The sequence below is a fragment of the Bacillus sp. B1-WWTP-T-0.5-Post-4 genome (genome assembly GCF_009183795.1).
In the GTDB taxonomy this organism is placed as follows: domain Bacteria; phylum Bacillota; class Bacilli; order Bacillales; family Bacillaceae_G; genus Bacillus_A; species Bacillus_A cereus.
This window is the reverse complement of the sequence record NZ_WEIJ01000002.1, coordinates 837,173-861,210: the sequence shown is the minus strand read 5'-3', so window position 1 is coordinate 861,210 and position 24,038 is coordinate 837,173. Positions and strand designations below refer to the sequence as shown.

Here is a 24,038-nt window from a genome sequence, read left to right as displayed (position 1 = left end):
AAAATGACTGAAAGTGAAATGAAATTCCGGGATACGACCATTCGTAACTTTTTCGATAAAGAGGATCGTTTAAAATCGATTCCAGGTCAAAAGAAGAAAAAACTAGTATTGTTAGAGCATTTAATTAGCAAGTTAAATGCTGAAAATCAATATACAGAAAAAGAAATTAATACATTTATAAAACAATATCATGATGATTTTTGTACAATTAGACGTGAATTTATTGTACAGGGGTTTATGAATAGAGAGGATAATATGTACTGTATAAACGGGAGAGAAGTTTGGACGAAGTGGGAGGAGTTAAAATAATGAATCAGCGAGGGGATCCCCGCTGATTATAAGCCTGTGCTAGTCTTGCTGTTTCTTTGTAGTAAGTCTATGAACGCTTCAACATTCGAACTTGTAATGTATCCAAGCGTTATATATTCATCTTCATAGTAAAATATTATTTTTTTGTCAAAGATTCTTCTCTTCGTTTCTATGGATAGAATTTCTTCATAATCAAATTCGGCAATGAATGTATTTTTATATTGGCTAAAAAAGAGAAGTCTTTGATTAGTAGCAAGTAACATGCCAGGATACGGGACTTTATGCGTAATCGTATAGCCAGTAAGTGAACATTTTAAAGTAGATAAAATTTTTTCTTCTTTATGTAATAGTTGTTTTGCAGCTGTTAAGATTGGATTCATTGTATACATTCCTTTTATTTTGATATATGAATATTGTATCAAGAGTAAAAAGATTCTCAATATGTAATATTGCATATTGGCCGTTTTATAGTTGTAATATTATTTTTAAAAAGAAAAAGTACGAGGTGATTCAATGATACGGTTAGTAAAAGAGACTGATGCAGAAGCAATTATGAATATTAGAAAAGAAATTATATTATCGGAAACTACTACAAAATTTTTCATAGTATCCCCAAAGAAGTTACCGAATGATATGAATGCAGAAAGAGAAAAGATACGGAAAAGTAATGAGAAAGGTAATCTTTATATCGTGTATGAAGTAGATGGGAAGGTAGTTGGCTTTTTAATTTTCAACCGATATGAACTAGAACGGTTACAACACGCAGGCACAATGGGAATGGGGATTAAAGAGGCGTATTGTAATCAAGGCATAGGCACGAAATTAATTGAATTTCTTATTAGATGGGCGAAAGGGCAGAAAGGTTTAGAAAAAACTTGTTTAGGTGTAGTTTCTGTTAATGATCGGGCAATTAAAGTGTACAAACGTATGGGCTTTGTAGAAGAAGGTAGACAACGAAAGCAAATTAAATATGAAGATGGATCATATGGAGATGACGTATTGATGGGGTTTTATATTGAATAAAAAAGAGAAGTATTCTATTGATAGAAAGTGGGAATTTATGAGTAATTGTATAGGCGGTACATATTTTAGTGAAGAGACTGCCAATATTGGCAGTCTCTTTTTAGTGAAAATGTTAAAATTTAGCGAATCTTAAGTTCCAATCTTTCTTTCTGACGAAGATGATGAGCAAAATGCATAGAAATAAGTTGAAACCATTCTATTGCATTTAAGTAACCAAGCCCAGGATGTTCGACTTTACAATCACTTGGAATAGAAGAAAGTGTTAGCTCTGTATTTTTTACAATTGTAATTAATTCTAGAAATTGTTTCTGCATTTCTTCTTTGGTGGCTGGATTTTCAGGTGTATATCCAGGATGATTTGGTACTTTAATTTGTATATTTGGGAAAGCACCAAGTTTATATACTTTTTCACCCATCTCTGTTTTTATGTTAGTTATTGATGGTGTTTCTATTTTACATTTTGTGATTGCATTTAACTGCATGTATGTGGAGGCAATTAAATGATTATACATTTGACCAAGAGACCATTCCTCACTAGAAGGCTTCATCCTAAATTGCTCTATAGAGTACTTTTCTAATTCCTCTATGTAATACGTTGCTAACTCCTCAAATTTCTTCATAGTGTTAACTCCTTTTTATAAAAATGTATTTGTTAATACCTAATATAAAGGATGGCTACTGACAACATTATGTCAGTAGTGAAATTAAAGTTTTAACATTTTTTTTGCTTCATCACGAATTTTCTCAGAAAGAATTTTTGGCTCAAGTACTTTCACTTGGCTTCCCCAGCACAATACCCACTGAAATACTTCGTCTATGTTTCTTGATTTCAAAAAAACGTGAAAACTGCTATCTCTATGCTCGTATGAATCTATAAAAAAGTAGCGGGATTCAATAATCTTATGCGCAATATGTGATGGAAATAGTAAATGAACCGTAACAGTCCGATTGCTTTCAGGTTTATAGTTTTGTAAAGAAAAGTCTTTTGGCTTTGTAAAGAATTCTTGTTCTTGCTGTAACGTATCCATACGATCTAAACGAAAATTGCGTATTTGTTTTCGAAGTAAGCAATGTGCAACGATGTACCAAATTCCCGAAATATTGACTAAGCCGTAAGGATGGACGGTCCGCTGCATTTTTGTATTTTCCCTCGGTTTACGATAAGAAAAAGAGACAGCTTGTTCTTTTTGTATAGATTCTTGCAACAGAATCAGTTGGTTTTCAAGTTTTTTTTGTTCAGGTTGTTGCTGCGAAAATATAGGAGAAAGAAAACGAAAAGTTCCTCGTAATTCCCGGGCTTTCTTTTGTTGATCAGCAGGGAGAACAATTTCAAGTTTCTCTTTTGCTGATCGTGCATGTACAGAAAAAGAAGAAGTGAAAGTTTTCTCGATATAATCACCGCCTAATAAAAGAGTAACAGCCTCTTCAGGCGTAAGCTGAATGGGTGGTAAGAAATAACCATCCATTAATGAATAGCCGTAGCCAGGCATTGAATAAATAGGAACACCCGATTCGTTAAGTGCATCCATATCTCGATAAATAGTTCTTATACTAGTTTCGAATTTTTTAGCCAAGCTTTGTGCTGTAACAGTTTGTCTTCTTTGTAATTCAATTAATATAGCTAATAAACGATCTGTCCGATTCATGGAATATCACCTTCAAATTTTTATAAATATACCTACTGTAAACTTCTAAAAGCAGTATAAATTCCCCTGCATTAACAGACTTTTACCTATGTATAATATTAATATAGTAAAATCATAACAACCGATATTGCAGTTTCCAATAATATACTATATAATCAATTTAAGAAAACGTTTTCATGCAAAGGGGGAGAATTTCGTGTCGACTATAGAGGACGTGGCGAAATTAGCGGGGTTATCAAGGACAACGGTTTCTAGGGTGATTAATAATCATCCATATGTTTCAGATGAGAAGAAAAAAAGGGTTCAATTAGCAATGAAGCATTTAGGCTTCGTTCCTAATTCTGCGGCGAGAAGGCTTCGTAAACAAAAAACGGAAACAATTGCGGTGCTCGTTCCAAGGATTACAAATCCTTTCTTCAGTAGATTTATCGAAGCAATCGAGATTGCTGCTTCTGAACATAAATATAAACTGATTATTTGTCAAACAAGATATTTACCGGAAAAAGAGATGGAGTATTTACAATTATTATCTACGAAACAAGTAGATGGGATTATTCTATGTTCACTAGAAAATCCGTGGGAAGATGTAGAGCCATACTTACAGCACGGTCCAATCGTGTTGTGTAATGAATATATTGAGGAAGCAAATATTCCAACAGTGAAATTTGATCATGCGCAAGGAGCATACATAGCTGCGAAGCATGTGTTAGATCAAGGATATCGTAATCTTATTTTTTGCCGTGGTAACGAAACCAAAGTCGTTAGCCAGCAGCGAAAAATGGGCTTTTTACGTGCAATAACTGAGAAGAGCCGCCAAGTAGAAGCGATTGACTTTCTTGAAAACGCTTTCTCTTGGGAAGATGGAAAACGAATATTCCATGAAGTATTAAAGGACAAAAAAAATCCTACCGCGATTTTGGCAGGAGGCGATGAGGTAGCAGCTGGAATTATCTCAGAGGCGAAACGCCATAACTGGAGCATTCCAGATGATCTCGCTGTTATCGGTTTTGATAATCAAATATTATCGCAGATTACAGAACCAGGTATTACGACAATTGAACAGCCAATTGATGAAATGGCCCGAAAAGTTGTCGACCTAATGATGGATAAAATTCATACGAAAAATTATCGAAAAAAAGAATTGTATGAGTTTGAACTGGAGCTCTTGGTGAAAGGTTCAACGATGAAGGATAAGATGTTATTAGCCTAGTAGACTATGTCTGCTAGGTTTTTTTCTGTTCACAAACTACTATTCTTCGTGAACGCAATCATCACATTTGTTATGGTATGCTTCGTGCTGCTCATCAATTTCTTTCCCGCAGTGTGCACAAGTTTTCGTCGGTAAATTTCTGAAAAACTCCATTGGTTGATCGATCATGTCAATCCCTCCATTTCCATTTCTTACTATCATTGTATTAGTACAAAAAATAAAAGTCAACAACTGTTTTATAACAAAATTGAAAATTAATGAAAAAGTTTAGGAAATGGATTATAGTTAACAATGTAGGATGTAAGCAAAACATGCATTTCTACTCGGTTTTAGAAAGGATGGATACATATGAAAATGACTGTTGTCGGCTTTTGGGGCGGCTTTCCAGAAGCGGGAGAAGCAACGTCGGGGTATTTGTTTGAACACGATGGTTTTCGTTTACTTGTAGACTGTGGTAGTGGTGTACTAGCACAGCTTCAAAAATATATAACACCGTCTGATATAGATGCAGTTGTACTGTCGCACTATCATCACGATCATGTTGCAGACATTGGGGTATTGCAATATGCGAGACTAATTACGAGTGCGACAACAAGGCAACTACCAGAACTACCAATATACGGTCATACATTTGATGAGAATGGATTCCATTCTTTAACGCATGAACCGCATACGAAAGGAATCCCGTACAATCCAGAAGAAACACTTCAAATTGGACCGTTCTCGATTTCATTCTTAAAAACTGTTCATCCTGTTACATGCTTTGCGATGCGTATTACAGCTGGAGATGATGCTGTAGTATACAGCGCTGATTCAAGTTATATTCCTGAATTCATTCCATTCACAAAAGATGCTGATCTTTTCATTTGTGAGTGTAATATGTATGCACATCAAGAGGCTGCAAAAGCAGGGCATATGAATAGTACAGAAGTAGCAAGTATTGCAAAAGATGCGAATGTAAAAGAACTTTTATTAACGCACTTACCGCATACAGGCAACCCATCTGATTTAGTAACAGAAGCAAAACAAATTTTCAGTGGTCACATTACGCTAGCGCATAGTGGCTACGTATGGAATTCATGAGGTGATACGATGTTATTTATTGATAATAAAGGAATTACAGACCCTAGAATAAACTTAGCGATTGAAGAATATTGTGTGAAAAATTTAGATATTAACGAAACATATTTACTGTTTTACATTAATGAGCCTTCGATTATCATTGGTAAAAACCAAAACACAGTAGAAGAAATTAATGCAGATTACGTAAAAGAAAAAGGTATTCATGTCGTTCGTCGTCTATCAGGCGGAGGCGCAGTATATCATGATTTAGGAAACTTAAACTTCAGTTTTATTACGAAAGATGATGGAGACAGTTTCAGCAACTTCAAAAAATTCACAGAGCCTGTAACGAAAGCGCTTAGTAAATTAGGCGTAAATGCAGAACTAAGTGGTCGTAACGACATTTTAGCTGAAGGTAGAAAAATTTCAGGTAACGCACAGTTCGCAACGAAAGGTCGTATGTTCAGCCACGGTACGTTACTATTTGACTCTGAAATCGATCACGTCGTATCAGCGTTAAAAGTAAAAATGGATAAGATTCAATCAAAAGGAATTAAGTCAATCCGTAGCCGCGTTGCGAACATTACAGAGTTCCTAAACGAAGAAATGACGACAGAGGAGTTTAGACAACTTCTTCTAGAAACAATTTTCGAAGGAGAAACAGAAATCCCAACGTATGAATTAACAGAAAATGATTGGAAAGAGATCCACAAACTTTCTGAAGAACGTTACCAAAATTGGGATTGGAACTACGGAAAATCACCGAAGTTCAACTTACAACATTCACACCGCTTCCCAGTTGGACAAGTTGATGTTCGTCTTGAAGTGAAAAAAGGAACAGTAACAGAATGTAAAATTTACGGCGACTTCTTCGGTTCATTAGATGTTCATGATATCGAAGAGCGTCTAACAGGCGTTCAGTTCGATAAAGATGCATTCACTGCAGCTTTAGAAGGCGTAGATATTGCACGCTACTTCGGTAACATTACAACAGAAGATTTCTTACATTTATTCTTCTAAAAATGAGGGAGGCTTCCATAACGGGCAGCCTCTTTCTTTTTGCGTAGATTGTCAGGTTTTGTCGGTAAGTCGATATATTTGAAAAATCGCCGATATAAACCGAGTTGCGCTGATATATTTGAAAAATCGCCGATATAAACCGAGTTGCGCTGATATATTTGGAAAATCGCCGATATAAATTGAGTTGCGCTGATATAACTGAAAAATCGCTCATATAATTTCATTTACCAAAAAACATAAAATCACAGGACATTTGCCCCTCGTAAAGGAATATATATATTCAAAAGGAGGCGAATCGAAATGAAATGAAAAGGGTAATGTACGTTGTATTATTACTCAGCTTCGTCGTCGGAATGACAGCGTGTAGCAGTGGATCGCCCTCAAGTCGTACAATTTTGTCTATCGGAAAACCAGCGGAGGATAATGTTATATATTTTACGCATACAGATAACAAACGAAAGATACATGATATACAAGACATGTTTCAAAATAAGAAGTGGAAAAGAAATGAAACATTCAGCACTGTTAATAAAACACCAGATGTCATCTTATCAATAGATGAAGACAATACAGGGTTACCGACATTATATGTTACAGTTTATTTTCATGAAGATGGAGCGGACGCTCTTAACTTGCACGGAGAGCATACGACGTTACAAAAAGAGGAACTTGATAAACTTAGAAAAAAGATGAGTGCATATTATCCTAAAATGATTTTTGGTCTAGTGTTATAAATTACTTGTAAATAAAATCCCCTTATTTTTCCAAAGTAAACTAAGAGAAGGTGATCTGTCTATATGCAGTTAATAGAATATCACTTGCTACTTTAATTTTCTTTTAATATAATTAATTTAGAATTTTTAAATATTCTAAATTTTATAAAGGTGGGGTTTTTGTGAATCTCGTTCAATCTTTGGCTGAAACGGCAAAAAAGAAGGGGGATAAACCGGCTTATATATTTATGGATCAGTCGGTCTCATATGACCAATTAAACAAAATGGTCACAAGGTTTTCTAGCAATTTAGCAGAAATGGGCATTGGAAAAGGGGACAATGTCGCATTAGTTGTTGGGAACTCACCACATTTTTTGGTCGGTTTATACGGAACAATGAAAGCCGGAGCAACTGTTATTCCAGTTAATCCAATTTATACAGCAGACGAAATGCATTATATTTTACAAAATGGAGATGTAAAAACAATCATCGTACTCGACGTCCTTCTACCTGTTATACAATCTCTTACAACAAGACTTCCTTCATTAGAAAACATCATCATATGCGAAACCTCATCAGATTTTAACCATACAGAAACCGAAAAAATGAAAACGTTTACTAGTTTTGTGGGGACTGGAGATACAACTTACGAAGGTCCTGAACTAGATGAAGAAGATGTAGCGGTTATCCTATACACTTCGGGCACAACTGGAAAACCGAAAGGCGCTATGCTTACACATAAAAATTTATATAGTAATGCGAGCGATGTGGCTTCGTATTTACAATATACGGCTGATGACCGTGTTGTTGCGGCACTGCCTATGTTCCATGTATTCTGTTTAACAGTTGCGGTAAATGCACCGATTGTGAACGGGGCAACGATTTTAATGTTACCGAAATTTAGTCCGAAAGAAGTATTCCGTATTTGTCGTACGTACGAACCAACGATCTTTGCTGGCGTACCGACGATGTACAATTATTTATATTTATTTGAAGAAGCAAGCGCAGAAGATGTGAAGACGCTTCGTCTTTGTATTTCCGGTGGCGCATCGATGCCTGTTGCTCTTCTACAAAACTTTGAAAAACGTTTTAACGTTATTGTTTCAGAAGGATACGGTTTATCAGAAGCATCACCAGTTACTTGTTTCAATCCGCTAGATCGTCCTCGTAAACCAGGGTCGATTGGCACAAATATTTGGCATGTAGAAAATAAAATTGTAAATGAACTTGGGGAAGAAGTACCTGTCGGCGCAGTCGGCGAATTAATCGTTCGCGGACCTAACGTTATGAAAGGATACTATAATGCACCAGAAGATACAGCTGCGACATTGAAAGACGGCTGGCTATATACAGGTGACTTGGCGAAAATGGATGAAGAAGGTTACTTCTATATCGTTGATCGTAAAAAAGATATCGTCTTAGTTGGCGGTTATAACGTATACCCTCGTGAAGTAGAAGAAGTATTATATACGCACGAATCAGTAGCGGAAGTTGTTGTAATCGGTGTTCCTGATGAAAACTTAGGAGAAGCAGTGCGAGCTTACGTCGTTCTGAAACAAACGAACGTAACAGAAGAAGAACTAATGCATTACTGTACGTTACATTTATCGAAATATAAAGTGCCGAAAAGCATTGAGTTTTTAATAGAATTACCGAAGAATACGACTGGTAAGTTGTTAAGAAGAGCATTGAGAGAGAAAGCGATGCAAGTGTAAAAATGAGGCAACCATCTTTGAAGGTGGTTGCCTCATTTTTTTGTGCATTGATTAAGCTGTGGTGCCATATATTTAAAGCTTCATATGACCAACAAGGAGGAGATATACATAGAACAGAAGGGATTAACGCTTACGGCGAGTGCAATATCTTATTTGTGAAATTATGGATGAACTCTGAAAATGATAAGAACGGTAATTTTAATCAAAATGGAGTAGTGGACTGTGAATCAATGGCTACGGTGTTAGTAAATACATATAAATTAGAATGGAATGAAAATAGTAAGTTACCAAAAGAATTTGCTGATTTGAAAAATCATTGGGCTCGAAGTATGCCAATATTTTAGTTTAGCAAGAAAATTCAAATTCCAAGTTGACACATATGAATTACAGAATTAAAATGAAAAGAAATCGAATACAATACATTAGAAGCTAATCAGATAAACTGAAGGCGCACAATGTTCACATTTGTGAATATATTGTGTGCCTTTTTCTATTGTATAAACTAAGGGGGCTTAACGATGAAAAAGTGGGGTAAGACAGCGTTTATGAAAAGTACAGGTGTTTTATTATCAGCAGTTGTACTTTTATCAGGGTGTGGTTCGGCAACATCCACTAGTAATTCTGAAGGAAGTGGAGATAAAAAAACAGTTGAGCTTTTAAATGTTTCTTATGATCCAACTAGGGAGTTATATCAAGATTTTAATAAAGATTTTGCGAAGTATTGGAAAGAGAAGCATGGGCAAACAGTAAATGTAAAACAATCACACGGGGGATCTGGAAGTCAAGCGCGCTCTGTTATTGATGGCTTAGAAGCAGACGTTGTTACACTAGCACTTGCTTATGATATTGATGCGATTAGTAAGAAAAAACAATTAGCAGAAGATTGGCAGAAGCGACTTGCGAATAATTCCACTCCATACACGTCAACAATTGTATTTCTTGTTCGAAAAGGAAACCCGAAAGGAATTAAAGACTGGGATGACTTAACGAAAAAAGGTGTGTCTGTCATTACACCAAACCCAAAAACATCAGGCGGAGCACGTTGGAACTATTTAGCGGCGTGGGGATACGCATTGAAAAAATATAATAATAGTGAAGATAAGGCGAAAGAGTTTGTTAGCCAAATTTATAAAAACGTAGAAGTATTAGATTCAGGAGCGCGCGGAGCAACGACAACATTTGTTGAAAAAGGAATTGGAGACGTATTAATCGCGTGGGAAAAGATAAATTTGAAATTGTAACCCCTTCTATTAGTGTACTTGCAGAACCACCAGTAGCGGTTGTAGATAAAGTCGTTGATAAAAAAGGAACGAAAAAAGTAGCAGAAGGATACCTGGAATATTTGTACTCAGAAAAAGGGCAGGAAATTGCGGCGAAAAACTTTTATCGCCCGCGTAATGAAAAAGTAGCAGAAAAATATGCATCCCAATTTCCGAAAGTTCAATTATTTACAGTAGATGAACTATTTGGTGGCTGGAAAAAAGCACAAGAGAAACACTTTAATGACGGCGGCGTGTTCGATAAAATTTATCAAAAATAATGCGTACTGCTAAAGGGGGATGAGGTGAAAGAGGATGAGGAAGAAACGTGTTTTACCAGGGTTTGGATTATCGCTTGGATTTACAATGTTGTACATGAGTTTATTCGTACTTATACCACTTTCTATCGTATTTATTCAAACTTCACAGTTAGGTTGGAAGAAGTTCGCTGGGGTTATAACGAACGAGCGTGTGTTGCATTCCTATCAAGTTAGTTTTACAACTTCATTTGCAGCTGCTATTGTAAATGCCATTTTTGGTTTATTAATAGCATGGGTGCTCGTACGCTACAAATTTCCAGGGAAACGACTATTAGATGGACTCATTGATTTACCGTTTGCACTTCCGACAGCTGTAGCTGGTATTACACTTACAACGCTTTATGCGGAAAATGGATGGATTGGGAAAATATTTAGTCTGTTTCATATAAAAGTAGCTTTTACACCATTTGGAATTATCGTTGCGCTTACTTTTATCGGTTTACCATTTGTCGTTCGAATGGTGCAACCAGTGCTGCAAAATATTGATAAAGAAGTAGAAGAGGCGGCTTCGAGTTTAGGTGCATCCCGCTTGCAAATATTTGTGAAAATCATTTTACCAGAGATCTTTCCCGCTCTTCTTGCCGGTTTTTCACTTGCATTTGCAAGAGCATTAGGAGAATACGGATCTGTCGTTTTCATCGCAGGTAATATGCCGATGAAAACAGAAATTGCACCACTGATGATTATGACGAAACTAGAACAATATGATTACGCGGGGGCAACAGCTGTAGCGACCGTGATGCTTATTATTTCTCTCCTTTTCCTTCTTCTTATTAATATGATTCAAAGCTGGAGTAGAAGGCATGAACTAAAAAGTGAATAGGAGGAGAGAAAATGGAACCAACAGTATTAGAAAAGAAAATAGTAAAAAGCGTATCAGCTAAAAAAGAATCTAAGCTTGTACCAGGCATATTAATTACGATTACAGTTTTATTTTTATCTCTCTTTCTATTACTGCCACTCATAACTATTTTTCTAAAAGCCTTTGAAAGAGGGATGGATGTATACATTGCCGCTATTACAGATCAAGAAGCATTTTCAGCAATTAGATTAACGCTTCTCGTTGCGTTAATCGTTGTGCCGCTTAATACGATATTTGGGGTAGCGGCCGCATGGCTTATTACAAAGTTTCAGTTTAAAGGAAAACAAGTATTACTATCCCTTATTGAATTGCCGTTTGCTGTGTCACCAGTTATCGCAGGATTAGTATTCGTTTTACTTTTCACACCGAGGGGTGCTCTTGGCGAATGGTTACTTGAACATGGAGTGAAACTCATTTTCTCTGTACCAGGCATTATTATCGCAACAATCTTTGTAACCTTCCCGTTCGTTGCACGTGAATTAATTCCGATTATGCAGGCGCAAGGGAAAAGTGAAGAAGAGGCAGCTTTATCACTTGGCGCAAGTGGCTGGAAAATGTTTTGGCGCGTTACACTTCCAAATATCAAATGGGGTCTTTTGTACGGCATGATTCTATGTAATGCCCGTGCTATCGGTGAGTTTGGAGCCGTTTCTGTCGTATCAGGTCACGTGCGTGGTATTACGAATACGATGCCGCTTCATATTGAAATTTTGTACAATGAATATCAATTTTCAGCAGCATTTGCAGTAGCGACGTTAATGTCATTAATTGCAGTGTTTACACTCGTTATAAAAAACTGGATTGAATGGCGAATGGAAAAACGACAATAAGAGGGGGATTACGGTGAGTATTCAAATTCAAGGTGTATCCAAGCAATATGGTACATTTCAAGCACTAACAGACATTCATTTGGATATTCCAAAAGGTGAACTTGTTGCCTTATTAGGCCCGTCAGGTTCTGGGAAAACGACGTTATTACGCATTATTGCAGGATTAGAAGAAGCGGATGGAGGTTCTATTTCATTTGATGGGGAAGATCTAACAGACATTCACGTGAAAAACAGGCAAGTCGGTTTCGTCTTTCAGCACTATGCGCTCTTTAAACATATGAATGTATTTGAGAATGTCGCTTTCGGTTTAAAAGTAAGAAAGAAAAGCTTAAGACCGTCAGCAGAAGCGATAGAAGAAAAGGTAACAGAATTATTAAAGCTCGTAAAAATGGATGGCTTTGCTAAACGTTATCCAGCGCAATTATCTGGTGGACAACGTCAACGTATTGCACTAGCCCGGGCACTTGCAGTCGAACCGAAAATTTTATTACTTGATGAACCGTTCGGTGCACTCGATGCAAAGGTGAGAAAAGAATTACGAAGATGGCTCCGAAAATTACATGACGAATTTCAAATTACGAGCGTATTCGTAACGCATGATCAAGAAGAAGCGTTAGACGTTGCAGACCGTATCGTTGTAATGAATGAAGGGCGCATTGAACAAATGGGAACACCGGAAGAAGTATATGAAAACCCAGCAAGCCCGTTCGTTTACGATTTTTTAGGAAATGTAAATTTATTTCACGGCCGCGTTCATAAAGGAAAGCTAAATGTAGGGTCGGTCGAACTAGAAGCACCAGAGCATAAGCACGTTTCCAACGTAGACGGAATAGCCTACGTAAGGCCGCATGACTTATCAATCTCTCGTACGAAACAAAGCATAGATGCAATCCCGGCAAAAGTATCTTATTCTCACGCAGTCGGAAATATCGTATATGTAGAATTAAAACGAGACGGAACAGATGAATATTTAGAAGCAGAAATTACGAAAGAACAGTTCAAGCAGCTGAACATTCAAGCGGGTGATTTCGTATACGTACAGCCGAAAGAAGTGAAAGTGTTTATTCCGGAGGATTTTGTAATTTAAGAGTGTTCACTCTTAAATTACAAAATCTATTAATAAGAAAAGGTCTCCTAAAAGATATTTTAGGAGACCTTTTCTTTGTTTATCGTAATAACTTTTTCTCATATGAAATGTAGTCGGAAGTTTGCATATATAATAGCGGAGCGTGTTCACACAACTATTTGGTACGAGTAGTAATGAAGATATTCTTCCTACGTTCTTACATAAAATTTTTAATTTTGGATATTTGTATCATATGTTTCTGCGACAAACACAAAGTCTACATGCTCTTTATCAATAAAAATACTTGTTTTAGATGGAAGACCTGTTATGGTAGAAACAATATCAACCTCAACAAGGTCAAATCCTACACGATAAGCATCTTCAATTTCAATTCCACCAGTTAGAAAATGCAATCCATCCCCAAATGACTTAAATACAAATACATTTTCTTTCAAACTTTTATTATCCATTTCAATCCATTCTTCGTTAATATAAATCTTAAATGTTGTGCACTTTGGAACACACTCGATGTGATGTATCCCTTTATAACTATTAAGTGAAAACATATAGGTATGAGTTTCTTTAAAGTTAATATCTATCCCGTATTTAAAAGCAAAAGTTTTATATACCATCTCATAAAACAATGGCATTACAATATCATCCCATGCGTCATAGGCAAAAGCATGAATTGGTATTAGATGAGGATATAAACTTACAATCGCTTTTTGAAAATTAAGTAAGATGGTTGTATCTGTAATTTCTTTTAAAGAATCATCTATTTCATGATCATAATCTTTCGAAATTCTGTTATCAATCATATGACAAACTCCTTACATAGTCTTCTATATACTACGTTTTTCCGCATCATCAGTTTGTTCCTTCTTCAACTAAATTGCAAGTTTAACCGATGATTCCAAAAAGGCCCTTGTCTTATTTTATCAATCGTTAAATCGGATTGGGATACTACAAGCATAAATGAGAAAAGAAATCGTCTTTTCTTTTTTATGATAGATGTATTTATTTTTAAACTGCATTTACTTTACTCTTTATTTTATTTAGATTTGGATATGTAACATTATTGTGTTAAAAAATATTTCAGCGAGGTGAGTTTATGAAAGAAAAGAAATGGTATAGGCAATTAGTCGTAATGGTGTAGGAGTATCATCTAAGGCCATTTTAAATGCCGTTAAAACTGGCGAAAAAGTTATACAAAGTGGTGGTAGAGCTAAATCTACTAGTAAACAGGCTGTAGTAGTTTTAAATAAAAAAGGTAAAGTAATTACAACTTTTGCTAAGGGTTCAAAATAAACTGGGAAAGGAGAAGATAAGGTTGTTTAAATTAAATAAAGAGATGCAGATTTTATTGAAACAGACATTAGAATCACAAAATAAACATTTACTATGGTTAAATGTTTATGAAGACTTAAGTATGATAGAAACTGAAAAAATAAATAAATTGAGAGATATTATAGTAGATGAATTAATGGAAAAAGGTTTTGATGAATGAGACAATATAAACGATTTGGGAAGAGCATTAGAAGAGCTAATTGATATCTTAGGAAATTTAATACCCTAGAAAATGTTAAGCTGTATTGCAAAGTTTTTAGCAGATGGAAAGTTCCGTTAATTACAGAATGAAAGATTATATAACTTCTAACAATGCACTTAATACGAGCGTAGCTATGATTAGAGAGTTTTGCATGTGTAGAATAACTCCAAAAATATAAGGATATATTCTGAGGGCCTATGATTATATAGTATATTTATTGATTCGAATCTTTAAAAGGAGGGGAAACATGGGGAAAATAATAGGGATTATTCTGATTATAGGTGGTATGATTCCATTAATTTATGCAATGATACAAATCTATCGGCAATGGAAAGAAAAAGGGCCTTCTTTTGCTCTTAAATCAATAATTTTCCTAGCCGTAAGCATTTTGCTAGATACTGCAACAACTATTATATTGTGTATAGTAACAGTATTCATTGGTATTTGTTTAATTATCTACACATAATAAGTTCAAGAAGGCTAACTTATCGATTGTTACTAATTGGAGGGATTGGATGAACTTCATTTTACATGGATCTAAACATACAGTTTTAGCTTCCGTTTTTGACTCATTTCAAGGTAGGGAAAAAGAGTATAATTGGCTTATAACAGACATGGAGATTGTCGCATATCAGGAAGAGAAACTTATCCGAGATTATCCTAAAATGTCGCATCCAATAGTTTGGATAGCAGGTGAAGATCTTTCAAATCTCGTAAAAAAATATAATCCTCAATTTATTTGGGGCGTACTATCTGCGTTTGATAAGTCTATAAACATTGATATTCATAATTTGCTTGTAGAGCCCTATGCAAATGGAAACGAAGGGCTCTGGGTACCAAGTCCAAATATTCAGCACCCTCAAGCAAAACTTGAAATTGTTTGTTGGGATTCCAGTTTAATGTTGTTATTAAGTAACGATATAAATATTGATGATAAATTTAGAAATTACTTTAAAGAAGCTAGGGATTTAAATGGCTATAATTCAGAATTTTGATTTTAATGGAGACAACATTAATCCGTTATACGAAACAGATATGGAAAAGGGAATGGTATGCATACTCTACAAGTAGCGTATTATAAGGTGAAAAGTGGATTCTCTGTGAGGAGAATTAAATTATTATTGATTTATAAAAACAAATAGGAATAGATAAACTTAATATTATTAAATGAGAATAGTAGGATGGAATAGGGATAAATATGACTTTGAGAGAGAAGAAGGTGTATTATGGAGTTTACATTCGAAAAGGTTCAACGTATTGAAGATGCAAATATATACCGTGTTAGTAATATAACTGATATTTATGAAACAGATTTATTTGATGATTATAATCGTAATGTTGATAATTTAAGTTTACTTGTTCAAGAGAGGATTAATCAGTTTATTGTACATGTAGATAAATCTGAGGAAAAAAATGTGAAAGAAGAAATAGAGTCTAAAAACATTTCCTACACAGTTTTTGATTCGGGAAGAAGGAACCTTTTCTTTGTTTTTGATTCTATACCAAGGACAGAAGTATCATATATAATCAAGTATTTTTATGGTGTAAGTATAGAAAATACTTTTGCTATTATCAGTTTAGGAAATAGCGTTGGTATTAAACTAGAGGAAATAAATCAAAGTAAATTGATGAAGTGTTTAATGGGAAAATGTGTTGTACCACAAATCGAATTAGTTCCATCATCGGCGTGTGCATTTATCCAATATGATGGTGCGCTTTTAACAATTGCTAGTAATAATTTTGATATTTGTGCAACATGAAAATAATAAGATGTAATTAAATGATTTTTTTAGCGCAAGGAGATACTGGAGATGTCCAAAGTTAATTAATATATATATGTCACACCACTTATATTTTTCAGAAAAGGTGACTTTAAGAATATAGGAGGATAAAAGATACATGGATAAAGAATATGAAGAACTCATAGTTAGGAGTTTTTTTCAAAAAAAAATCCAGGATAGAATTATTTTTGAACTAACTTCACCTAAAAAAAGAGTGAAGGCATTAGGGCGTTTGGCGCATAACCATGATACTATCTTAAATTCTATGTATTTTGAATCTATCCCCAAAAATATGGTGTATGCTGAAGGAATATCAACGCAATTAAAAAAATATGGAGCAAAGGATTCTTGTTACGTAATGTCCCTTATTAGTGAAATTGATGGGAGTTTTATGGAATTAAAATGTGCAATAGAAAAAGTTATTTGGTGTGGTTTACCTTGTTTAATTTCATGCATACCGAATAAATTATTATATTTTCAAGCTGAGCAGGGGAGCGGCCCACCTGAAAGATATATTCTACGTAAAATTTAAAAGCATATCCCTATAAAAAGATATATAAGGTAGGAGAAAGAGTGGCACCATCAATCCATTATATGAAACAGATGGAAAGCGTCCCCCGCTAAATAAAAGTAATAATTGAAAAGGATGAGTGATTATGAGGTTTTTTTTGAGTGGTGAATTAGAAGGTGACATTGCTGAGGAATTTATAAATATAATTTCAGAAATCGGTAGTGACCTTGAAAAATTAAATAGTAATAATTATGGTAGCGAAGTAGAAGAAATAGCTATAATCCCTATAGTAGTTAACATAACTCCGGAATATGAAGATGCGGGTTTTCATAAAGAAAGAAAGCTCTTTAAAAGGAAGAGTAAAGAAGCAGATTTTAGATTAAGGATTGACTATGAAGCATTTTTATCTGCAGATTATGCTACGAGGAAAATATTGATAATTGGAAATATTGTTCAATCTATTAGACTGTTAGGGGAAAAGGCTACGTCGGACTTTAATGCAATAAAGTTAGAGCAAGATATTTTACAAGTTTTTAATATCAAAGAATTGATATAGTGGGACATTTTACAGGTGAATATTATGTAGTACGAAAATACTAAGGAACACCCTGTAGTTCCTCATAAAACATTATTTTAACTGGAAAAAGGAAAAGAAGAACATACTGTATGGTACTCTCTAGGAAAGAAATGGCGATACTATGAGATTGTATGTAGCAGATGATTCAGAATATATAAACGAAATGCTCTCATTTATGTTTGAGGATATGAGCAAGTATGATTGGATATTTGCAGATATGGTGCCGCACGTATTTAAAGGCGGAGCGGAAGTGATGGATACCATATTTGAGCAAGAAAAATTTTATATTTCAGGTGAAAATCTTTATAGTTTTTTGAAAGAGTATAAAGTTTTACTTATATTTGGAGTGGTGATTGCTGTGGAGAAAGGAAATGAAAAACTCCTTGAAAGTATTCCAGACACTCCAATTATTACAGAAAACAGAGAGTATTGGAAAGATGAGTACAATTTAACGTTGCCAGGATCATTAATGGAGTTTGGTTTTTTTGATACATCAATTTTAATGTTTGCCAGTGATGATGACTATAGCATAGAGAAATTTAAAAGCAGTTTTCAAAATGTAGTATTTTATGTAGAAGATGAATTATAAAAGCGTTAGTGAAATTTGAAAGGAAATCCATCGAGTTTTGGAGAGACGTATATAAGTAATTAGTATCTCCATGAGCGGGGATACTTCGTATTGATGCAGAAGAGCTAGTGTTGGCTCTACTTTTTTCTATATGTATTTTATAAACAATTCGATATAATCTTGATAACAAATTAATGGTAGTTTAAGATGCATGGTAATGTTACATATTAGTATGATGTGAATGCAAAACGATTGTTGAATCTTTCTAGTAAAAATAGAATAGCTGCATTAAAAATTTACAATGAACCTTATGCTATAGGAAAAGAAAGAGGGAATTGTTGATGTGGATAGCGTTTCTAGAATTTTTAGAGTTTATTATAGTTTTGAGTTTAAGTCTTATATTAACATTGGTCGTTTTTTTTCAAGAAAATTATCTGTTTGATATTAAAGAAAGTATTAGTAAGAATAGGTTTTTGTTTATTATTCCAATCATACGTATGTCTCTAGGAGTGTGGATATTATATGTTACAGAAACTACTATAATTGCTGTCTCAAAAGTGACTGCAATTCAATTAATTATTTTACTTCTTTTTTGGGCATGTTCGAAGTATGTACAAAAAACTCGTGAAAATTGGCTAATTACTATAGTTGCTTTTGTTATTTATGGTGTTGGTACATACATGTATATTCAGTTTGCTTTTAGAGGCTATTAATATATCACCAGAAAAGTTAGTGGTTAGAAAGATGCATTTGTTAAATGTGTATATGAAGGAAGAGCGAATATAGGCTCTTTTTTCTTTATATATAGGATAGGACATGTATCTAATCCTCGTGGGACAAATCAAAATAGAGAGCGGAAGGAATTATATGAACAAAAAAGAATTAAAATTAAAGCTACTGCAAGGTCTAATTGAAGATTTTTCTGCTATGTAATATTTAGAGGTCCTAAATATTTTTAGTTGTGGGGATGTAATTACAATAAGTTTTATAGAAACATTGTGTAGATTAAAGTAGTTCTCTTTTGCAGAAAGTAATGTTGTAGATGATGATTTTAGTGTCTGTAAAGGGATAGAATTTGGTAGCTTTATGGATAAGAGGCATTATTCGCATGAAAATAAGAGTTTTAATGGTATACAGGAGGGTATTATAATGAAATTCCCAAAAGATGAAGATGGACAAGTATTAAATATGTTATATAAACAAGGTATAGATTTTAATGAAAAACATATAGTAGATTTCTTTATTGCAATTCCTGATCAAGGTAATGGAGAAAAAATAATTGGCAGACTACAAGAGCTGGGCTTAAATTGTGAATTAGATTATAATGAAGAATTTAAAGATTGGACATGTACTTGTTCTAAAGAAATGTTCTTAATTTATGAGGATATTGTAAAGATGCAAAAGGAATTGAGTACCCTAAGTGATGCGTTTGGTGGATATACAGATGGTTGGGGTGCATTTGTGTAATAGTGAATTTGATTATCGTGATAAAATAAATTAGATGGAGTAAAGAAACTATTTATGGAAAGAAGGGCTTATATAAGTTCTTCTTTCTTTGTATATATTAATATATCTTAGTGGTAGAAAGTTATATGATATGTGGGCGGGGGGCTACCGGTAAAAGCCCGATTGGTAAGGACTAATTAAAGTTTCACTTTATATAGGTTTTGAGAGAGTAAGATATAAGATATATTGTTTGTAGCGGAAATCTTGAATGAAGGGAGCGTGTGATAATTGGCAATGACGGATGAACAATTCGAGAATTATCTTGTTATGTGTTATGACAAATTAGAAAGTAAACAGCAAAAATTCATTTCGGATTATAATATCTATAACTTTGATGAGTATTGGTATGATCAAGATCGATGTATATTACAGTTTAAAAAAATGGTCAAGTGTTACTTGAATTTAGTGTTGTTTTTATAGGGTCTTGGTCTGGAAAGAGTAACAGTTGGATGTGGTCTTGGGCTAATGAGAATGTGGCTGATTATGCAAGAAGTAAGTCTAACTGTTTGAAAGATTTACAAAAGATTACAGGAAGTGAGGTTTTTATAAATCCACTTTTTGAATGCGATCAAGAAATGGCGTATGAGCTAGCAGCCTTTTCCATTGAATATTTAGATGCAGAAGGAATGTATATGGCACCAGGTGAGAGAAGTGATGTATTTATGGCTGTTATGTCACCGCGTGCGTTGTGAGTAAGCATATTAAAAATATAGATAAGGTAGAATGAAAAAGGAGTACAGTTTAATAAATTAATAAAAGGTATCATAGGTCCCTGATGCCATGGTGATAAATTTAAAGGAGTGAATTATATTGCTTGAAGTAAAGTTTTACGATTGGAAAAAAAAACGTCCTAAAAAACATTATTTGCTTGTACATGAAATTAGGATTTTTGAGTTGATTTTCGCAAAGAAAGTTAGCGAGTTTGAGATGGGATTAAAAGAAATTGAGAAAGTTACTGTTTATTGTTTAGCTAAGGAGCACACTGATGTTTCATATAAAGTGAATAGGGCATCGGGTGAAATTAGTATACTGGTTCCTTATGATTTTATGAATTTCTTAACACTGGAATCAGTTGAAGAGAAATACAAAGAGTTTTACAAATTAGTACGCCAATATGTTGTCCCTGGACTTGAAGAAAACTCTACTCTTTCATCATCTATTGTTAAAGGGTATATAGAGGAGACTTTAGAAGAGATTGTGAGGCAAAACTATGAAGGGATATTTTTAGTTGGGAAGACACCTAAGAAAAGCCCAAGCCGTAAGAAGATAGCCATATTAAAAGGAATTCATCGTGTTAAAGGTTTCCAGCTACGATGTGAAGTGTATGATGAAAAGGGATTAAAGATTCGAGATCAATTATTGGTGGAAGAGGTAGGGAATGAAATGGTGTATGCAAGATTTTTGGGTACATTAAAATGGGAAAGTGAAAATCTAATAGTAGTTCAATCTAAATCCAGTAGTTGGAAAGAAGAAATCTATCTTTAATAACAAGGTTGTATAGTAGAAGGAGGGTTGTAGAGCATAAATGAATTTTTTTCGAAAAAATAAATTAAGTGACATTCAGAAAAAATACTATGAACATTTTGGAGAGCCGATTCAATTTGTTAATTATTATAGCCGCGGATCGGTTATGTATTTTCAAACGGATGATACGCTTTATTATGTTAATTTACTGAATGTATGAGGTGATAAATGTGAATGAACGTCTAAAGAAAATTGCAATGTTAAGAGAAAAGGTAGAGGAAAAGGCTACTAGAGAAAAGTTTTTAATGTTATGTCCGTCTATAAAAGAATTTGAGATTATTAGCGGGAAGAAAATTGCTTCATTAGTAAACTTTTTAATTGATGAAACACCGAATCCTATCAAAGTTATGAGTGAATTAAATGCTGAACAAGTTATCAATGAAATAAAAGAATTTGAACGTGAATTAACTAGTTTATTGTCTAAGAAGATTATTGTATGGTATGCACATGAAAATTGGGACTTTGGTGTGCAATTAGAATTAGAAGATTTCATGTTATATACAAAAGAAGTATTACATTTCATTGGATATGACGATGCTCAAAGAGGATTAATTTATTCTAGCCTTATTGTAGTAGATGAAGCAATGAGAAGTGCTTTTTCTTTTCTAAAGAATGAGTATAATGTCGAGATAGTACTATGGAAAGAAGGCTGAATGTATTAGAGTGTTTTGAAACAAATTGGATGAATGATTGGATTTATTATTAGAAGAAGTGGTACGTGGTTTAGTGTGATAGAACGAAAAAGAGAGTCTTCAAGGGATATGTATAAGAGAGTAAAGGAGAGAAAATATGTCTTTTTATAAAGAGGAAATAAAAGGGGATAAATTGATTATAAGTGATGAAAGCATTGATATTTTAATGGATGCTTTTCAAGAGATTGAAAAGATATATAATGAAGGGCCTCGCAGATTACCACATATAAATGAGTTAGAGATTATGTTGAAAAATGCATTAGAAATGCAGAGTGATAGTTTTTCTTTAGAGGAACAAGAAGTAGTAGATTGTAAGTTTAAATTAAAGAAACGTCGCAAAAAATCATTTAAGCCAGGGATAGTTTTTGCGATAAATCTTAAAAATATTAATAAGTATGGGTACGGAATGTTAGTGAAAGGACAAAATGTTACGCGGCCATATGATGGGGAAACATATGTAGAATATTTTTCTTTATTTACAGATGAAAAAATACGGATAAGCGAGTTTAAAAACTATTACAAGAATCAAAAAGAAGTATTATTTACGGCGTATACTGCCTGGTCTGGTTGGTTAGATGGTGATTGGAAAATTATTGGTGGATTACCAATGGAATTGTTTGATCCGGGGGAGTATAATCTTCCAGATTTTTTGTTTGAGAATAAGAATCAGGGGACTTATTTTGTGAGCCGAGGGAGAGCAGATGGTCCTTTAATCGATTTTGAAATGGTTAGTGAAGAAGAAGGGAAGAAAATTAAAAATCCTTCAGGGATAGCAGGACAATATGTTATAGAAGATTGGTTGGAAGAGAAATATAGCATTTTATAAAAAAGAATGTTTTTGTGTTGAAGAGATCGAGGGTTTTACTTGTATTTGAAAGGAGTAATAATATGGATATGTATGAGTTAGCTAATGGTGTAGATTCAAAAGAAAAATTAGTAGAATTCCTGTTTTATTTTCAAAAAGATTTCAAAGAAAATAAAGATGAGTGGGAGAATATAACATTAGAAGATTATTTAGAATCAAAGGAAGCATGGCTAAATGATTGTGATGGTGCTTTTCAAAATAAAGATGAAGAGATGCCTAAAAATATATCATGGAATTTCATAGCGACGGTATTACTCGCGGGATCTTATTATGAATAAGTAAAAAAACGAAGAGTTTAAATAGCCCTTCGTTTTTTTTTACTTTATTTTTTCTCTACTAATTTTTTATTCTTCCAATCTAGTGTGAACAATTTATTAAATGTTTTTTGATCAACGTCTTTTACGTTGTTTCCAACCCAGTTTGCAGTTCCGAATGTGTAGCCTGGACGAAGTTGGTAGTCGTCGGCGTGTTTTGTATAAGCGACCTGTAAGTTAGATTGATCTGTATTTTTTTCAGAGATAACAACAGCAATCATACCAGGAGAGAAACCGCTATTTGTTAATGCTGGAAGTTGATCCATCGGTATTAAATTACCTTTTGCATCAGATTCATATAGGTATGTGCGAGAGTACATGAACAGTTGGTTTCCATATAAAGAATGATAGGAGTCACGTGTGTAAATACCCCAGTTTTGATTGTTATATCCGTTAAAGAATACGTTCCACTTTACGTTTTTGTTTGTTTGGTCAATTAAATTTGTTTTATAACTAGTTTGTTTATAGCTTACAGAGTCAGACCAAGTGACTTGACCAGTTGCACCAGCTTCACCGCTAGGGCCATTAGGCGTTACAGAAGCTTTAACAGAGCCACCAAGTTGATAAGATACGCTAGATGTTACAGTCGTTTCTTCTACAGCATTTGTAGGTGCTACGTTAAAGAAACGAGCGCTGTTATCTTGAAGGTTAAATGCAACATCATATTGTGAAGGATAACGTAATGTTGCACTAGCACCAGGGATTGGGTAGTTATCAATAGGTGCATCACTTATAGTAGGATTTGCTTTTAGAAAACTACCAGTTGTATTAATAACGGCAATCTGTTTATCAGCGCTCGGGTCATCGATAAAAGTTACCTTTAAAGACATTGTCATATTATCAGCTTGATCATTATTAAATGTATTATAGCTCGTATGTGTTTTTGCATTTTGCCCGATATCTGTTACAACTTGTGACGTCGTTTGAGCGTAAGCAGCAGGTGTTGAAAGAGTTACAGCGCTACTAGCAAAAACAGCGGATAATGCTAAACATTTTAAGTATGTTTTAGAACGTTTCATACAATCACTTCCTTTTATCTTTGTCGATATATGTCGTATTACATTTATATCGTAACATGAAAATAAAACGGAATGGATGGTTATGCATAATTGCATA

At 34.2% G+C, this 24,038-nt stretch carries 31 protein-coding genes and 2 pseudogenes; 27 read left to right on the top strand and 6 right to left on the bottom strand.

The features are described 5' to 3' along the window. Positions 1 to 3: 3 nt before the first annotated feature. Positions 4 to 309 carry a DUF2087 domain-containing protein gene (locus GBN91_RS10125; protein WP_000140291.1) on the top strand — a complete coding sequence of 102 codons (306 nt, stop codon included), beginning with the start codon at positions 4 to 6 and terminating at the stop codon, positions 307 to 309. A gap of 26 nt (positions 310 to 335) precedes the next feature. On the opposite strand, the gene GBN91_RS10120 is transcribed toward GBN91_RS10125, so the two are convergent. Next, positions 336 to 689, bottom strand: coding sequence for a PH domain-containing protein (locus tag GBN91_RS10120; RefSeq protein ID WP_001068223.1), 354 nt, complete (start codon positions 687 to 689; stop codon positions 336 to 338). 133 nt (positions 690 to 822) lie between these two features. On the opposite strand from GBN91_RS10120, the gene GBN91_RS10115 reads away from it, so the two are divergent. Then, a complete protein-coding gene (locus GBN91_RS10115; RefSeq protein ID WP_152121433.1) occupies positions 823 to 1,332 on the top strand; it encodes a GNAT family N-acetyltransferase in 510 nt (169 codons plus the stop codon). A 119-nt stretch (positions 1,333 to 1,451) separates the two neighbouring features. On the opposite strand, the gene GBN91_RS10110 is transcribed toward GBN91_RS10115, so the two are convergent. Further along, entirely contained in the window at positions 1,452 to 1,952 is a 501-nt protein-coding gene (locus tag GBN91_RS10110) for a DinB family protein (protein WP_049107261.1), read from the bottom strand. 84 nt (positions 1,953 to 2,036) lie between these two features. After that, the gene (locus tag GBN91_RS10105) at positions 2,037 to 2,978 is read right to left on the bottom strand and encodes a helix-turn-helix transcriptional regulator (protein ID WP_152121432.1); all 942 of its coding nucleotides are present in this window, start codon (positions 2,976 to 2,978) and stop codon (positions 2,037 to 2,039) included. A 196-nt stretch (positions 2,979 to 3,174) separates the two neighbouring features. On the opposite strand from GBN91_RS10105, the gene GBN91_RS10100 reads away from it, so the two are divergent. After that, a complete protein-coding gene (locus tag GBN91_RS10100) occupies positions 3,175 to 4,188 on the top strand; it encodes a LacI family DNA-binding transcriptional regulator (protein ID WP_000103715.1) in 1,014 nt (337 codons plus the stop codon). 39 nt (positions 4,189 to 4,227) lie between these two features. Here the strand turns inward: GBN91_RS10100 and yhfH are convergent, their stop codons facing one another. Continuing rightward, entirely contained in the window at positions 4,228 to 4,356 is a 129-nt protein-coding gene (gene yhfH, locus GBN91_RS10095) for a protein YhfH (protein ID WP_000567010.1), read from the bottom strand. A 180-nt stretch (positions 4,357 to 4,536) separates the two neighbouring features. Here yhfH and GBN91_RS10090 point away from each other — a divergent pair, with 180 nt between their 5' ends. From GBN91_RS10090 to GBN91_RS10050, 9 genes and pseudogenes are all read left to right on the top strand, one after another. Continuing rightward, complete coding sequence (locus tag GBN91_RS10090; protein WP_016122068.1) at positions 4,537 to 5,271, top strand: MBL fold metallo-hydrolase; 735 nt, start codon at positions 4,537 to 4,539, stop codon at positions 5,269 to 5,271. Positions 5,272 to 5,280: 9 nt separating this feature from the next. Next, entirely contained in the window at positions 5,281 to 6,270 is a 990-nt protein-coding gene (lplA, locus tag GBN91_RS10085) for a lipoate--protein ligase (protein WP_000897277.1), read from the top strand. A 305-nt stretch (positions 6,271 to 6,575) separates the two neighbouring features. Then, a complete protein-coding gene (locus tag GBN91_RS10080; RefSeq protein ID WP_000832639.1) occupies positions 6,576 to 7,004 on the top strand; it encodes a hypothetical protein in 429 nt (142 codons plus the stop codon). 161 nt (positions 7,005 to 7,165) lie between these two features. Further along, positions 7,166 to 8,698, top strand: coding sequence for a fatty acid--CoA ligase family protein (locus tag GBN91_RS10075; RefSeq protein WP_152121431.1), 1,533 nt, complete (start codon positions 7,166 to 7,168; stop codon positions 8,696 to 8,698). Between the two features lie 167 nt (positions 8,699 to 8,865). Then, positions 8,866 to 9,042: a hypothetical protein gene (locus GBN91_RS29555; RefSeq protein ID WP_048656907.1), complete on the top strand. Its 177-nt coding sequence runs from the start codon at positions 8,866 to 8,868 to the stop codon at positions 9,040 to 9,042. Positions 9,043 to 9,216: 174 nt separating this feature from the next. Next, a pseudogene (locus GBN91_RS10065) lies at positions 9,217 to 10,238 on the top strand (sulfate ABC transporter substrate-binding protein). 34 nt (positions 10,239 to 10,272) lie between these two features. Then, entirely contained in the window at positions 10,273 to 11,100 is an 828-nt protein-coding gene (gene cysT / locus GBN91_RS10060; RefSeq protein WP_152121430.1) for a sulfate ABC transporter permease subunit CysT, read from the top strand. An 11-nt stretch (positions 11,101 to 11,111) separates the two neighbouring features. After that, positions 11,112 to 11,969, top strand: a complete 858-nt coding sequence (cysW, locus tag GBN91_RS10055) for a sulfate ABC transporter permease subunit CysW (protein WP_000433860.1) — start codon at positions 11,112 to 11,114, stop codon at positions 11,967 to 11,969. A 13-nt stretch (positions 11,970 to 11,982) separates the two neighbouring features. After that, positions 11,983 to 13,056 (top strand): sulfate/molybdate ABC transporter ATP-binding protein, encoded by a 1,074-nt coding sequence (locus GBN91_RS10050; RefSeq protein WP_063246191.1) that lies wholly within the window; start codon positions 11,983 to 11,985, stop codon positions 13,054 to 13,056. Between the two features lie 209 nt (positions 13,057 to 13,265). Here the strand turns inward: GBN91_RS10050 and GBN91_RS10040 are convergent, their stop codons facing one another. Next, on the bottom strand, positions 13,266 to 13,853 hold the full coding sequence (locus GBN91_RS10040; protein WP_000566764.1) for a hypothetical protein: 588 nt from the start codon (positions 13,851 to 13,853) through the stop codon (positions 13,266 to 13,268). A gap of 512 nt (positions 13,854 to 14,365) precedes the next feature. On the opposite strand from GBN91_RS10040, the gene GBN91_RS10035 reads away from it, so the two are divergent. The 15 genes and pseudogenes from GBN91_RS10035 to GBN91_RS09970 all read left to right on the top strand — a co-directional run bounded on the left by GBN91_RS10035 (position 14,366) and on the right by GBN91_RS09970 (position 22,886). After that, complete coding sequence (locus tag GBN91_RS10035) at positions 14,366 to 14,542, top strand: hypothetical protein (protein WP_225989763.1); 177 nt, start codon at positions 14,366 to 14,368, stop codon at positions 14,540 to 14,542. A 289-nt stretch (positions 14,543 to 14,831) separates the two neighbouring features. Continuing rightward, positions 14,832 to 15,050, top strand: coding sequence for a hypothetical protein (locus tag GBN91_RS10030; protein WP_016117399.1), 219 nt, complete (start codon positions 14,832 to 14,834; stop codon positions 15,048 to 15,050). A gap of 49 nt (positions 15,051 to 15,099) precedes the next feature. Next, complete coding sequence (locus tag GBN91_RS10025) at positions 15,100 to 15,579, top strand: hypothetical protein (RefSeq protein WP_152121429.1); 480 nt, start codon at positions 15,100 to 15,102, stop codon at positions 15,577 to 15,579. 231 nt (positions 15,580 to 15,810) lie between these two features. Further along, on the top strand, positions 15,811 to 16,344 hold the full coding sequence (locus tag GBN91_RS10020) for a hypothetical protein (protein WP_152121428.1): 534 nt from the start codon (positions 15,811 to 15,813) through the stop codon (positions 16,342 to 16,344). 139 nt (positions 16,345 to 16,483) lie between these two features. Next, positions 16,484 to 16,897, top strand: coding sequence for a hypothetical protein (locus GBN91_RS29220; protein ID WP_063535855.1), 414 nt, complete (start codon positions 16,484 to 16,486; stop codon positions 16,895 to 16,897). A gap of 124 nt (positions 16,898 to 17,021) precedes the next feature. Continuing rightward, positions 17,022 to 17,432 carry an Imm44 family immunity protein gene (locus GBN91_RS10010; protein ID WP_152121427.1) on the top strand — a complete coding sequence of 137 codons (411 nt, stop codon included), beginning with the start codon at positions 17,022 to 17,024 and terminating at the stop codon, positions 17,430 to 17,432. Between the two features lie 142 nt (positions 17,433 to 17,574). Beyond that, positions 17,575 to 18,042, top strand: a complete 468-nt coding sequence (locus tag GBN91_RS10005) for a hypothetical protein (RefSeq protein WP_001242144.1) — start codon at positions 17,575 to 17,577, stop codon at positions 18,040 to 18,042. A gap of 320 nt (positions 18,043 to 18,362) precedes the next feature. Next, positions 18,363 to 18,734 (top strand): hypothetical protein, encoded by a 372-nt coding sequence (locus GBN91_RS10000; protein ID WP_000264706.1) that lies wholly within the window; start codon positions 18,363 to 18,365, stop codon positions 18,732 to 18,734. A 436-nt stretch (positions 18,735 to 19,170) separates the two neighbouring features. After that, positions 19,171 to 19,488: a ribonuclease E inhibitor RraB gene (locus GBN91_RS09995; RefSeq protein WP_152121426.1), complete on the top strand. Its 318-nt coding sequence runs from the start codon at positions 19,171 to 19,173 to the stop codon at positions 19,486 to 19,488. A 267-nt stretch (positions 19,489 to 19,755) separates the two neighbouring features. Next, positions 19,756 to 20,219 (top strand): annotated as a pseudogene (locus tag GBN91_RS09990) (DUF6882 domain-containing protein). Between the two features lie 118 nt (positions 20,220 to 20,337). Next, positions 20,338 to 21,012 (top strand): hypothetical protein, encoded by a 675-nt coding sequence (locus GBN91_RS09985; RefSeq protein ID WP_152121425.1) that lies wholly within the window; start codon positions 20,338 to 20,340, stop codon positions 21,010 to 21,012. Between the two features lie 40 nt (positions 21,013 to 21,052). Continuing rightward, on the top strand, positions 21,053 to 21,211 hold the full coding sequence (locus tag GBN91_RS28805) for a hypothetical protein (RefSeq protein WP_162871155.1): 159 nt from the start codon (positions 21,053 to 21,055) through the stop codon (positions 21,209 to 21,211). A 10-nt stretch (positions 21,212 to 21,221) separates the two neighbouring features. Beyond that, positions 21,222 to 21,704 (top strand): hypothetical protein, encoded by a 483-nt coding sequence (locus GBN91_RS09980; protein WP_001005735.1) that lies wholly within the window; start codon positions 21,222 to 21,224, stop codon positions 21,702 to 21,704. Between the two features lie 136 nt (positions 21,705 to 21,840). After that, positions 21,841 to 22,569 carry an Imm26 family immunity protein gene (locus GBN91_RS09975; RefSeq protein ID WP_152121424.1) on the top strand — a complete coding sequence of 243 codons (729 nt, stop codon included), beginning with the start codon at positions 21,841 to 21,843 and terminating at the stop codon, positions 22,567 to 22,569. 62 nt (positions 22,570 to 22,631) lie between these two features. Further along, positions 22,632 to 22,886: a DUF7660 family protein gene (locus GBN91_RS09970; RefSeq protein WP_152121423.1), complete on the top strand. Its 255-nt coding sequence runs from the start codon at positions 22,632 to 22,634 to the stop codon at positions 22,884 to 22,886. A 44-nt stretch (positions 22,887 to 22,930) separates the two neighbouring features. Here the strand turns inward: GBN91_RS09970 and cytK2 are convergent, their stop codons facing one another. Then, complete coding sequence (cytK2, locus tag GBN91_RS09965) at positions 22,931 to 23,941, bottom strand: beta-channel forming cytolysin CytK2 (protein ID WP_000830629.1); 1,011 nt, start codon at positions 23,939 to 23,941, stop codon at positions 22,931 to 22,933. Between the last annotated feature and the right edge of the window lie 97 nt (positions 23,942 to 24,038).